This is a genomic window from Chitinophaga parva, from assembly GCF_003071345.1.
In the GTDB taxonomy this organism is placed as follows: domain Bacteria; phylum Bacteroidota; class Bacteroidia; order Chitinophagales; family Chitinophagaceae; genus Chitinophaga; species Chitinophaga parva.
In genome coordinates this window covers 624,425-637,701 of the sequence record NZ_QCYK01000002.1, presented here as the reverse complement: position 1 = coordinate 637,701, position 13,277 = coordinate 624,425, and the positions used below count along the sequence as shown (strand labels likewise).

General features: G+C 53.3%; 8 protein-coding genes. 2 read left to right on the top strand and 6 right to left on the bottom strand.

Going from position 1 to position 13,277, the window contains the following annotated elements; translation table 11 throughout:
- Window positions 1-88: 88 nt before the first annotated feature.
- The 3 genes from DCC81_RS13085 to DCC81_RS13075 are packed head-to-tail and all read right to left on the bottom strand — an operon-like array spanning window position 89 to window position 5,844.
- Window positions 89-1,555 (bottom strand): efflux transporter outer membrane subunit, encoded by a 1,467-nt coding sequence (locus DCC81_RS13085; RefSeq protein WP_108687073.1) that lies wholly within the window; start codon window positions 1,553-1,555, stop codon window positions 89-91.
- A complete protein-coding gene (locus tag DCC81_RS13080; protein WP_108687072.1) occupies window positions 1,552-4,686 on the bottom strand; it encodes an efflux RND transporter permease subunit in 3,135 nt (1,044 codons plus the stop codon). The genes DCC81_RS13085 and DCC81_RS13080 overlap by 4 nt, the downstream gene beginning before the upstream one ends.
- 60 nt (window positions 4,687-4,746) lie before the next feature.
- Window positions 4,747-5,844 carry an efflux RND transporter periplasmic adaptor subunit gene (locus tag DCC81_RS13075; protein ID WP_108687071.1) on the bottom strand — a complete coding sequence of 366 codons (1,098 nt, stop codon included), beginning with the start codon at window positions 5,842-5,844 and terminating at the stop codon, window positions 4,747-4,749.
- A 482-nt stretch (window positions 5,845-6,326) separates the two neighbouring features.
- On the opposite strand from DCC81_RS13075, the gene DCC81_RS13070 reads away from it, so the two are divergent.
- Both DCC81_RS13070 and DCC81_RS13065 read left to right on the top strand, forming a co-directional pair.
- Window positions 6,327-7,022, top strand: coding sequence for a response regulator transcription factor (locus DCC81_RS13070; protein WP_108687070.1), 696 nt, complete (start codon window positions 6,327-6,329; stop codon window positions 7,020-7,022).
- Window positions 7,023-8,399, top strand: a complete 1,377-nt coding sequence (locus DCC81_RS13065; RefSeq protein WP_108687069.1) for a sensor histidine kinase — start codon at window positions 7,023-7,025, stop codon at window positions 8,397-8,399. It begins immediately after the preceding gene.
- Here the strand turns inward: DCC81_RS13065 and DCC81_RS13060 are convergent.
- Genes DCC81_RS13060 through DCC81_RS13050 form a run of 3 tightly spaced genes read right to left on the bottom strand, consistent with a single transcriptional unit; the run spans window position 8,389 to window position 13,273 of the window.
- On the bottom strand, window positions 8,389-9,507 hold the full coding sequence (locus DCC81_RS13060) for a hypothetical protein (RefSeq protein ID WP_133177654.1): 1,119 nt from the start codon (window positions 9,505-9,507) through the stop codon (window positions 8,389-8,391). The genes DCC81_RS13065 and DCC81_RS13060 overlap by 11 nt on opposite strands.
- The gene (locus DCC81_RS13055) at window positions 9,504-10,133 is read right to left on the bottom strand and encodes an ABC transporter ATP-binding protein (RefSeq protein ID WP_108687067.1); all 630 of its coding nucleotides are present in this window, start codon (window positions 10,131-10,133) and stop codon (window positions 9,504-9,506) included. Before DCC81_RS13055 ends, DCC81_RS13060 begins: the two co-directional genes overlap by 4 nt.
- Window positions 10,134-10,186: 53 nt before the next feature.
- Window positions 10,187-13,273, bottom strand: a complete 3,087-nt coding sequence (locus DCC81_RS13050; protein WP_165806564.1) for a T9SS type B sorting domain-containing protein — start codon at window positions 13,271-13,273, stop codon at window positions 10,187-10,189.
- Window positions 13,274-13,277: the final 4 nt, after the last annotated feature.

The following is a 13,277-nucleotide window of genomic DNA, read 5'->3' as shown; positions in this document are numbered from 1 at the left end:
AAATACATAAATAACACAAAAAAGGCTGCCCCCTTCCGGAAAGCAGCCCTGTCTTCAACCCTACAGCTACAAATTATAGGTAAACCCGTTAATGCCTGTTTTCATCCCAGCCTCCGCCCAGTGCGCGGTACAGGCTTATCACGCCTTCCAGTACCTGCCGGCGCTCATCCGCCAGGGAAAGCTCTGCTTCCAATACGCCTTTCTGTGCCGTGATCAGCTCCAGGTAGTTTGCATAGCCGGTGAGGTAAAGATCATTCACCGTAGACACTGCGTCTGTCAGCTCCGCTACTTCCTGTTGTTTCAGGGCAAATGCCGCACGGCGGTTGCGTACCTGGTGGAGTTGTGTGACCACTTCCGTAAAGCCCTGCAGCAATGTTTGCTGGTAGCGGTATAAAGCCTGGTTTTGCTCCGCCGTGGCGATGGCATGGCCTGCTTTCAATTTGTTTTGTGCAAAAATGGGCGTAGTAAGCCCTGCCAGCGCACCCGCTGCCACAGAGCCCCCGTCAAAAAGCAGGTTAGCGCTGAAGGCGTTCAAACCCAGGTAGGGCGTAATGTTCAGCGAGGGCAAAAATGCTTTGCGGGCGGCGCTCACATTGGCTTTTGCCGCTACCAGCTCCAATTCTGCCTGTTGTATGTCTGGCCGGCGGGTAAGCATGGAAGCAGGCACGCCGGTTTGCAACGCACCCGGTAGTTCCTGCTTAAAGAAGGTGGTATCCCGGGCAATATCCTGCGGGTAGCGGCCTGCCAGCAGGTTGAGGGCGGCTTGCTCCGTTATAATGGCCTGCTGGGTGGCGTATTGCAGGGCCTGCGTGTGCAGCAGTTGCGCCTTGAACTGGTGCACGGCCAGCTCCGTAGCACGGCCAGCTTCTTTCTGTACTTTTACTACCTCCAGTGCAGCTTGTTGCAACACGATATTCTTCTGCAGTACGGCCAGCTCATTATCCAGCGCCAGCAAGCGGTAATAGTGCGTAGCCACTTCTGCTACGATGGCGGTAACACCATACTGGCGGCCCTTTTCTGTGGCCAGCAGCAGGGCGGCCGCAGCCCTCTTTTCATCCTTCAGCTTACCCCAGATATCCAGCTCCCAGCTGCTGCGGAAGCCAATGAAATAATCCCAGGTAGGACTGGTGGGGATGCGCTGGTCCTTATTGATATTGGACGACAGGTTTGTATCATAATTGCCCACACCATTCATAGTGTAGTCACCGTAACGGTCTGCCGCGGCAGAGATCCCGCCATTCACAGAAGGCAGCAGGGCCGCGCGTTTCATGGCCAGTTGCGCCTGTGCAATGCGGATGCGTTCCTGCGCTATCCACAGGTCAGGATTATTATGCAGGGCGGAATCAATGAGCGATACCAGCTGCGGGTCTGTAAAAAAATGGCGCCAGGAAATGCTGGCAATGGCAGCGGTATCAGCCGATGCCGGGGCCCCTGTCGGAAAACTGTCCGGCAGGGACTTTACCACCGGCGTAGTGGCCGGCTGCGGCATCTTGCAACTACCTGCCAGCAGCAAAGCCGCTAGCAGCGTTATATATGCAGTTGTAGATCTGGTCATGCGTGATGTGCGTTAATTTTTGCGGCCTTCTTCTTCTTGCCCATGCTGGCGAAGATCACATAGAGACCTGGAATGAGAAACAACCCGAACACGGTACCGATCAGCATGCCGCCCGCGGCGGCAATACCAATGGAACGGTTGCCCATGGCCCCTGCCCCACTGGCCACACAAAGCGGTACCAGCCCGGCAATGAAAGCAAAAGAGGTCATGAGGATGGGGCGTAAACGGGAAATAGCGCCTTCCCTGGCCGCTTCCAGGATACTGAGCCCGTGCGACCGGCGCTGGATGGCGAATTCCACGATGAGGATCGCATTTTTACTCAGCAGGCCTACCAGCATTACCAGGGCCACCTGCGCATAAATATTGTTATCCATGCCGGTCATCTGCAAAAACAGGAAGGAGCCGAAAATGCCTGCAGGCAAGGATAAGATCACCGCCAGCGGCAGCAGGAAACTTTCATACTGGGCCGCCAGCAGCAGGTACACAAATACCAATACGATGAGGAAGATATACACCGCCTGGTTGCCGGAAAGGATCTGTTCCCGCGTCATGCCGCTCCATTCATAGCTGAAGCCGCGGGGCAGTTTTTTAGTGGCCAGTTCCTGGATGGCCTCAATGGCCTCGCCACTACTATAACCGGTGGCCGCATCGCCATTTATCATGGAGGCGGTGTACATGTTATAGCGGGTGATCTGCTCCGGCCCAAACACGCGCTCCAACCTGATGAAGGTAGCGTAGGGCACCATTTCCCCCTTGTTGTTCTTCACGTACAGGTTCAGGATATCTTCCGGCTTGCCACGGTATTGTGGCGCGGCCTGCAGCATCACTTTGTACATCTGCCCAAAGCGGATGAAGTTAGTAGCGTAATAGCTGCCCAGCAGGGTTTGCAGGGTGCTCATGGCATTGTCAATGGTCACGCCTTTTTTGGCGGCCATCTCCTGGTCCACGTGGATAAGGTACTGCGGGAAGTTAGGATCAAAGCTGGTAAAGGCGCTGCCAATGCGCTTATCCGCCCGCATTGCGGCAATGAAGTCATTGGTCACCTTGGCCGTTTGTTCCAGGCTTTCACCGCGGTTCTTATTCAGCAGGCGCAGTTCAAAACCACTGGCATTACCAAAACCGGGCACCGTAGGGGGTGCAAAAAATTCCACGGTGGCATCACTGATATGTGCTGTTTTTTTGTACAGCTGTTTGATCAGCTCTTCTACGGATTCCTTCCGGTGCTCCCACATCTTGAGGTTGATCATGGCCATGCCGTAAGAAGCACCGGTGATGTCACTCATCAGGCTGTAACCCGCCAGGGTACTGGTATTTTCCACCACCTCCATTTGCGATGCCACGGCCTGTATATCATCCAGCACTTCTTCCGTACGTTCTACCGTGCTACCCGGTGGGGTGGTTACGTTTACGTAGATCATACCCTGGTCTTCCGTAGGGATGAAACCACCCGGCAGTACTTTTCCCAGCACGGCCACGCAGATCACAAAGAAGCCAAACATGGCCATGGTCACTGCCTTACGGCCGGCTATACGGCTCACCAGTTTACCATAACGCCTTTCTGTTTTATCATAGTTCTTGTTGAACACGTTGTAAAAACGGGTGAGCAGGTTTTGCTTCCGGCTAGGATCGTGGCGCAGCAACAGCGCGCACAGTGCTGGTGTAAGCGTTAATGCATTGATACCGGAGATCACGATGGAAATGGCCAGCGTAAGCGAGAACTGCCGGTAAAACACCCCCACCGGGCCGGATAAAAATGCCACGGGGATGAACACGGCGGACATTACCAGGGTGATGGTGATAATGGCCATGGTGATCTCTTTCATGGCAGCAATAGTAGCTTCCAGGGGTGGCAGGTGCTCCTGCGTCATCTTCACGTGCACGGCTTCCACCACCACGATGGCATTGTCCACTACGATACCGATGGCCAGCACCAGTGCAAACAGGGTAAGCATGTTGATGGAAAAACCCAGCAGCTGCATAAACGCCAAGGAGCCTACCAGCGCTACCGGCACCGCCAGGGCAGGGATCAGCGTGGAGCGGAAGTCCTGCAGGAAAATAAACACCACGATGAACACCAGGATAAAAGCCTCCACCAGGGTGCGCAACACCTCATGGATACTGGCGTCCAGGAAGCGGGATACATCGTAAGCGTAGTTCAGTTCCATGCCCGGTGGAAAGCTGGTGGTCTTCAGCTCCTCCATCTTGGCCTTGATGTTTTCAATTACATCACTGGCATTGCTACCCGGCCGCTGCTTGATCATGATGGACGCAGACGGGCGCCCGTCTGTCTTGGACGTCATGTCATAGCTTACCGTCCCAAACTCAATATCAGCAATGTTCTTGAGGCGCAGCACAGAGCCATCGGCATCTGCGCGCAATACTACGTTCTGGTATTCCTCCGGTGTGCTGAACTTACCGGTGTATTTAAGGATGTATTGTTTTACGGCATGGTCTTTCCCGGAGTTTTCTCCTGCGGTACCCGGTGCAGCTTCAATGTTCTGGGCACGCAGGGCAGTAATGATCTCATCGGTGCTGATGTTGTAAGCCAGCATACGGTCCGGGTGCAGCCACACACGCATGGAATACTCGCGGGCACCCATGATCTCGGCAAAGCCCACGCCGTCAATACGCTTCAGCTCCGGCAGCACGTTGATGTCTGCGTAATTATAAATGAACTCTTCGTTCATGCTGCTGTCCCTGCTCATGATATTGAGGTAAAGCAGCATACTGTTCACTTCTTTTTCTGTGGTTACACCGGCTTTGATAACTTCTTCCGGCAGCTCATCGAGCACCGTGGTGACGCGGTTTTGTACGTTCACCGCGGCACGGTCGGGGTCTGTGCCTACCTGGAAGAATACCTGTACCAGGGTGGTGCCGTTGTTGCTGCTCACAGAGTTCATGTAGGTCATGCCGGGCACGCCGTTGATAGCGCGTTCCAGCGGGGTAGCCACTGCCTTTGCACACACTTCCGCATTTGCACCATTATAATTGGCAGTGACCACCACGCTGGGCGGCACGATATCCGGGAACTGCGCAATGGGTAGCGTAAGCAGTGCCAGCACCCCGAGCAGTGTTAATATGATAGAGATAACCAGGGATAGGACCGGGCGTCTGATAAATGTTTCGACCATTAGCTAAAGCAATTTCCAAATGACAATTTCCAATCTCAAAGCAGTTACAGGTAACCGTTTTTATTTCATCGCAATCGGCTTCGGAGCAATCACCTGCCCGTCGCGCACCTGTTGCAGGCCTTCGTACACGATGGTTTCGCCTGCCTTCAGGCCGGATTGTACGATGATGAGGTCATTGACACGGCTGCGTGGTTCTATGTTGCGCATTTTTACCTGGTTATTTTTATCTACCAGGAATACGTAGTTTTTATCCTGTATTTCAAAGACGGATTTCTGCGGGATGAGCAGCACGCTGTCTGCCCTGGTGGTGAGCTTTACCTTGCCGGTGGCGCCTTGTTTCAGGAGTTTACCGGGGTTGGGGAAGCGGGCCCGGAAGGCGATGGAGCCGGTGCTTTCGTCAAATACGTTTTCCATGGTTTCCACCTTGCCGGGGTAAGGGTAAATGTCGCCATCCGCGAGGACCAGTTGCACATCGTCCATATCCGGCTGGGCCTTTTGGTGCTGCACGTAGCGCAGGTATTCGTTTTCGCTGACATTAAAGTAGGCGTAGATGGCATCCAGGTTGCTCACGGTGGTGAGCAGGTTGCCTTCAGATACCAGGCTGCCGCGTTTGAAGGGAATGCGGTCTATCACGCCATCAAAGGGGCTGCGGATATCCGTGTAGGAAAGGCGGATGGCGGCATCCTGCTCCTGGGAGCGCGCCTCATTAATGCGGGCCTGGGCGGCGGCGGCCTTGGCTTTTGCCAGGTCATATTCAGATTTGGCGATCACGTTCTTGTCTACCAGGATCTTTACACGCTTCATTTCCAGCTCCGCGGTCTCTGCTTCGGCTACAGCGCTGGCCAGTACGGCTTTGGCGCGGGCAAGCTGGGTCTGGTATTCAGAATTTTCGATGGAGAACAGTAACTGGCCTTTTTTTACGGTCTGGCCTTCATCTACGAGGATCTTATCGATGAAGCCGGGCGCCTTGGCACGGATCTCCACATGTTGCAAGGCCTGTATGTCCGCCACGTAGGCTTGCTGCAGCACCGTGTCGGTAGCCGTTACCCGCAGTACGGGCAGGGCCAGGGGCCGCTCTGCAGATTCTGTATTCCCCTTCACCTTGCAGCCGGCGAGGGCCAGCATAGCCAGTACCGGGACCAGTCCATTCTTTATCATATATAATTTTATTTAATAGATCCAATCTTTCAAATGTGTGGAATACAAAGGCAAACGGGAATTTGCTACCCCTGAATATTGCAGCATAGGCACTTTTGAAGCATGATTTTAAATCCTCCGCAATGTATCTCCACGGAGTTAGACGGGGATTAATGACACATTAAAATGAGATTAGAGGCCTTTAATTTTGTACCCGGCCCCCTAAATTTGGAGGTCAGATAGTACCAGGTAGCCATTTTCAATAGCGGGGAAATCACAGGTCCAACGTCAGGTTCCAGGGCGTAGGCGGTAGTGCGGCATCGGCAAAAAGCCGACCCCGGGCCTTACTTGCATCCGCAGGAACTCCCGGAATAGAAACCCGCTTTGCTATTGAAAATTGAGCCCCGGAACTTATTTGACATTGGAACTTGTTTTTTGGGAAATTGCCTTGATATTGGAAATTGTTCCTTGGAAATTCCCCTGACGTTGGAAATTCATTTTAAATGGAAGCAGGCAACATATTAATAGTAGAGGACGAGCGCAAGATCGCAGATACCCTCAAATACGGGCTTTCCGAGCACGGGTACGAGGTGGAAGTGGCCTACGACGGGAAGATCGGGCAGCGTATTTTCGGCGCCCGCGACTTTGACCTGGTGATACTGGACATTAACCTGCCCGGCGTGAACGGATATGACCTGTGCCGCTACATCCGCCAGAAAAACAACAAGGTGGCCATCATCATGCTCACGGCACTGAACACCCTGGATGACAAAGTGGAAGGCTATGAAAGCGGGGCCGATGATTACATGGTGAAACCCTTTGAGTTTAAGGAACTGCTGCTGAAGATCCGGGTACAACTGAAGCATGTGCTGCAGCAGCAAACGCCCATGGGCAATACGCTGAAGGCCGCCGACCTGGAAATGAACCTGGACACCATGGAAATAAGCCGCAGCGGACAAAAGATCAACCTTACGCTGAAAGAATTTCAACTGCTGGAATACATGCTGCGCAATAAGAACCGGGTGCTTTCCCGGGTAGACATTGCCATCAATGTGTGGGACACCGACTTTGACAGCAATACCAATGTGATAGATGTATATATCAGTTACCTGCGCAACAAGATAGACCGGGAGTTTGACCACAAGCTGATCCAAACCCAGGTGGGCACGGGCTATATCCTCAAAGAAAATGCATCGTAAATGCCGGTAAAATTCAGGATCACCTTCTTCTTTACGGCCATCGTGTTTGCCATCCTGCTCATCGTGTGCCTGTCCATCTACTACATCGCTTACACAAACCGCAAGGATATCTTTGACGCGCGGCTGGTGAACCGTGCCCGGACCACGGCCCGCCTGCTGGACCAGTCGGACATTTTCGGGGAAACACTGATCCAGAAAATTGACGCGGCCACTTCCGTGTCTATGATGAACAAGACCATTGCCGCCTATGACTACCAGGGAAAGCTGATCTACGAGTATACCGACAAAGGCGCTACCCCCTTTCCCGTGAGCAAAAATATTTTAGCGGCGGCCCAAACCCGCAATGAAGTGTACTTTAACGACGGCCGCAAAGAAGCAGTGGCTTACCATTTCCAGGAGGGCAAAACCCCGCTGATCCTCGTAGCGGCAGCCTATGACGAGGATGGATGGGACCATATGGAGCAGTTGCACTTTATTTTGCTGCTTTGCTTTTTTGGCGGCATTCTCATTACCATTGCGGCAGGATATTTATTCTCCACCCGGCTGCTGCGCCCCATCCGCAAAATGGCTGATGCCGTGAACGACATCAAAGCGCAGAACCTTACCCAGCGCATCCGCACCGGCGACCGGAAAGATGAATGGAACTACCTTGCGGAAACACTGAACGTACTGCTCAACCGGCTGGAAGAAAGTTTTGCCACGCAGGGCCAGTTCATTGCGAGCGCCTCACATGAACTGAGCACACCCCTCACTTCCATTTACAGCCAGCTGGAAGTATCCCTGCAAAAGGAACGCGGCGCAGAAGAGTACCGGCGCGTGATGCTTTCCGTGCGGGAAGATGTGCACAAACTGAACCAGCTCACCCACTCCTTGCTGCAGTTTGCCAAAGCATCCGGCACCCCGGCAGGACTGGACATTTTCCCCGTGCGCATTGATGAGATCCTGTTGCGCATGCCGGGAGAGATCAGTAAGATCAGTACAGATTACCATGTAAAAGTGGACTTTGTAGCGCTACCCACGGAGGAAAAAAAATTGCTGGTGCTGGGCAATGAAGGATTGTTATTCAGCGCCATCAAAAATATTGTACTGAATGCATGTAAATATTCCGACAACCAAACGGCTATCCTGGAACTCAGTGTTACCAAAGATATACAGGTGAAAGTGCGCAACAGTGGCAAAGGCATTGCGCCGCAGGCGCTGGAACAGATCTTCCGGCCTTTTTACCGGGCTGAGGAAAACCGCGCGGAGAACGGGTTTGGGCTGGGGCTGCCGCTGGCGGCGCAGATCATCAAACTGCACCGGGGCAAGATCAAGGTGGATTCTGTACCGGATAAGGAAACGGTATTTACCCTGATCCTGCCGACGGCTACTGTTTGATCTCTTCCTCCATCACTGGCTCATAGCGCAGGAACTGGCGCCCAAATACCCCAATGGAAGCCGCTACCAGTAAGGCCAGGCAGAGCAAGTACTGGTAAGCCAGGATCATGAACAGGGTTACAAAAAAGATCCCAAACACCCAGCGCATATAACTCTCTTCTCCCATACGCGGGTAGAGCAACAGGCTATGCAGCAGCATGCAAAGGGCTACGCTGTAACTCACCACTATCCACATTTGCGGGAAAGCCCCTACCCTGGCGGTATGCACGCCCAGCAGCACAAACTCCGGCAGCAGCAACACCACATAAGTAAGCCATAACTGGCCATAGCGGCGGCTGAGCGGGATGGGCAGGTTGCGCATGAAAGTGAGGGAAAGGTCTTCAAAATAACGGTAGCGGAAGATAACGATGGCGTGCAGCCCTACCATTACCAATACCCCCAGCATGAGGGCGCGGGTATCAAAACTGGCATCGGACATGAAGTGGAAGGTGATCATAAGCACCGCAAAAGAAGCGGCCTTGGTGGTCCACACCAGGCGGGGTTGATTGACCACCAGTTCAAAGGGATAATACAGCCAGGAAGGCTTTATCCAGCGCCGGTTCAGCCACCGCAACCAGCGGGGTACGGCCGCTTCCAGGTCGGCATTGCGCAGGCGGCGCGTGTAGAGGAATACCGGCCATATGCACATAGCGGTATTAAAAACGATGGTCACAGCCAGTGGTATCCATGCATGTAACCTCACGGCCACCACGCCAGCCACCGCGTTGTACACCAGTACCGGCAGGTAAATGGAAAACTGGATCCACAAGGCCAGGGCACGCTGCTGACCGGCCGGCAATACACCCCATGTTTCGTATACCAGCGCAAATTGCGGTGTTACAAAAGTCTTCATCACAAAAGACACGCACTTGTACCCATATGCGCCCCAGGTGAGCAGTACCAGCGCCAGGAAGTCCCAACTGGTCAGGAACCCTTTCATGAGGCCCACGTGAAAGCTCACTAAGCTACCTCCGTCCACGGTACCAAACATCAGGTAGAAGAGCACCAGGAAAAAAGCGGTGTTGCGCACATAAAAGCGCCCGATGAACATTTTATGCAGCGCTATCATAAACGGACCATGGTTTTACCTGCCACCTGCAGGGTGCCGGTAAGTGGCACCCCATCTTCTTCCAGGGCCTGGTGGGTAGTGATCATGAAAGATACGCCCTGCGCATGCACGCGGTTAATGAGGCTGTACATGGCCTGCACGGTGGCCGCGTCCAGTGTGATCAGCGGCTCGTCCAGCAGGATGAGGGAAGGATTGCCCAGGAAAGCCAGGAGTAGTGACAGCTTTTTGAGCATGCCGCTGGAATAAGTGCCTACCGGCGTATGCAGGTAACTTTCTGCATGCAGCACCTGGGCCAGCTCCTTTGCATCGATAATACCGGGGCCTTTGGTGCGCTGGTAAAGCGCGATGAGTTCACGGCCGGTGAGAAATTCCGGGTAGAGGGGCTCTGCTACGGCGTAGTTCACTTTTTTACGGTAGGCCACGGGTTGTTTGCGGCTATCAATGCTACCACTGAGCAGCACCTGGCCTTTGAAAGGCAGCAGGCCTGCCATCATTTTAAGACAGGTGGTCTTGCCGGCGCCATTGGCACCCTGCACCCAATAGATGCCGGCCTCCAGCGACAACCGCGGGATGCGGAGGGCCAGTACATCGCCATAATATTTTTCGACCTGGTTAAACGCGATCAAGGGATTTGTAGTTTGGGGGGCAAGGTACAAAAACAAAATGCTCGGCGGCGTGGTTACCGTAAGAGCGTAACGGTTCCCTTCCGCAATTGCATGGAAGAATCATCCATTGCCTGGTACTGGAGGACGTACACATAAGTAGCCACATCCGCAAGGCTGCCTTTAAAGGTCCCGTTCCATCCCATACCCGGATCATTGCTTTCAAACAACAGATTACCCCAGCGGTTGTACACCGAGAGGTGATAAGTTTTGAAAGCACAATAGCTCATGTTGGGCATGAAAATATCGTTGTGCCCGTCCCCGTTTGGAGAAAATGCATTGGGAATTTCCAGCTTGCAGGAGCAATCCCGTACCCCCAGCAGGATGGTATCCTTTACCGTTTTGCAGGCAGTGGTCACTTCCACGATGTAGTGGCCGGGCTGGCGTACCACCAGCTGCTGGGTGGTGCTTCCGTCCTGCCAGCGGTAGGTGGCCGGCGTGCTGGTAAAAATACCGGCATCCAGTACAAAAGGTTCATTCATACACATGTGCTCCAACTGGCTTTTCCCATCTGTGGAAAGATCATAGGTGATGCGTACGGTATCCGCGTTGGCGCAGCCAAAATTATTGAGTACCTGCACCCAATATTTGCCGGTCTGGCCTACAGTGAATGTGGAGGCAGTGGAGCCATCCTGCCATAGGAAGCTGGCGCCTCCACTGGCGCTGGCGTCGAGCACCACCGGTTGTACGGTACAATAGGTGGCATCCTGCCCAAGGTCTACCACCGGCAGGGCACTATAGCTTACATTAATAGCCACGGTGGTTTTACATCCCTGGCGGTTTGCGGTAACGCTGTAGGTACCAGCGCTGCTCACCGTATAAGAAGCATTGCTGCTGCCATCCTGCCAGCGGTAGGTTACCCCGGTCGCGGCAGCGTTGAGCAACAAAGTATTGCCTTCGCAAAGCGTGGTATCGGGCCCAAAATCTACTACGGGATAAGCCACGGTGGCCACCAGGACGGTATCTGAATTGGCACAGCCATTCAGGGTTTCCCGCAGCCAATACTTACCAGCACCGGATACATTGAAATTATCTGCCGTGCTCCCGTCCTGCCAGAGGAAATCGGGGCTGCCGGTGTAAGCGGTTTGCAGTACCAGGGGCAAGCCCTCGCAAAGACTGGTGTCTTTACCCAGGTCCACTACCGGAAGCGGGTTGTAGATTACGTTGATATCATCTGTTGTTTTACATCCGGAACGGTTTGCTGTAACGCTATAGGTGCCGGCACTGATTACACTGTAAGTGGCAGCGGTGGTCCCATCCTGCCAGGCGTAAGTAACGCCGGTATTCGTAGCATCCAGTAGCAGTTCGCTGCCTTCACAAAGGGTGGTATCGTTGCCCAGGCTTACCACCGGGTAAGCGATAACAGCAACATTGATCGTATCGGACACCGCGCAGCCGCTGCGCGTTTCCCGTAACCAGAACTTACCAGCGCCAGGCACGTCAAAATTATCAGCGGTGCTGCCGTCCTGCCACAGGAAAGTGGCCGTACCGGTGTACACCGGCTGCAGCTTCAGGGGCTGGCCGGCGCAAAGATTGGTATCCTTACCAAGATCAAGGGTAAAGCCGGGCGCATAATCCACTTTGATATTATCTGAGGCACTGCATTTATCTTTGGTTACCGTTACAGAATAGGTACCGGCACTGGACACCGCGTAAGTAGGGCTGATGGAGTTGTCCTGCCACAGGAAAGTAGCCCCTGGATTTTTAGCATCCAGCTGGAGCGAAGCCCCATTGCAAAGTGTAGTATCAGCTCCAAGATCTACTATGGGCAGCGGGGTAAAATTAGCCACAGTGGTATCATAGCGGGTACAGTTGTCAAACGTGGCCTTCACCCAGTACTGGCCACTTTTGGTAATGCTGTACTTTGGGCCCGTGGTGCCATCCTGCCACTCATAAGTTACGCCGGCCGCAGTGGTCACGTCCACATCCAGTTTTTCCCCCTCACAAAGATCATATTCTTTTTTACCCAGGGACGGGTACAGGAAAAAGCTTTGCACAAAATTGGGGAACCCAAGGCGCCCACGGCCAGATCCCAGGTCCACCGCGTTATTCACATAATTACAACCGGTACCTACCACATCCGGGTTATTGACACAACCCAGGAATTGATAGCCATCTTTTGAAACATAGATCTTTTTATCAGGTGCCAGTTGCACGCAGGTTTTGCCTTCATATCCGTTCCCCACATTCTTTACAGATGCCTCGATCGTGGAAGAAATACCGGAGCTGAGATCGAACTGGTAGAGTGTGGCATTGCCATAAGAAGCAGTGGCATACAGCACATTACCAGAAGGGGAAAATTCAAGGCTATAGGCATCAAACAGCTGGTTGCCGGTAGCCACGGTTACGGCATTGCTCACAATACCGGTCTGGTTATCAAAATCAAACAGCTGGATGGTGATATCTGAAGTAATATCCGGGTGCCCCAGTTCAGCGGCCAGTTTTTTCCCGTTTGGAGAAAACTTCAGGTAGCCGTAACGGTTGGTGCCCTGGTATACCATACCCACAGAAGATACCACCGGCGTAGGTTGCAGGCCGGCATCGCTGAGCAGGTAAGCGTCAAAATTATTATTTCCCTTTTCATGGGTGATGATCCAGACGTTACAGTTGCTCCCGGAATACACGGAGGTTACCTGCTCACGTACCTTGCTGTTGATCAGCACATTTTTGGTCACCACGTCACCTTTCCCCCCATCCTTGGACATATCCACGATGGAATACTGGAAGCTGCCGGAGTCGTTCTGCCAGTCGTCTACCGTGAAAAGGTAATAGAGCGTTTTGCTTTGTGGTAAAGGAACAATAACGGCGCTTTGAGTGGCAATATCCTCCCCTCCAAGGCCGGTACCATTGGGCATGGGTTGGTTACTGGCGTTCCAAACGGTGATGCCATCGGTATAGAACATCAGGTTACCGGAGGGATCGGAAATGGAGGCACAGCCCTCACGTTGCTGCATGGCAGAGCCGGACACAGCCTGGGGGGCACCATTGTTGAATGTAATGGCTGCATGATCACCAAAAAACCAGTTGTTGGATTGCTTTTGGGCAACAGCACAGTAGGGAATAAATCCCAAAAGGATAGCAAAAATAGTGCGCAAACGTTTCATAGAA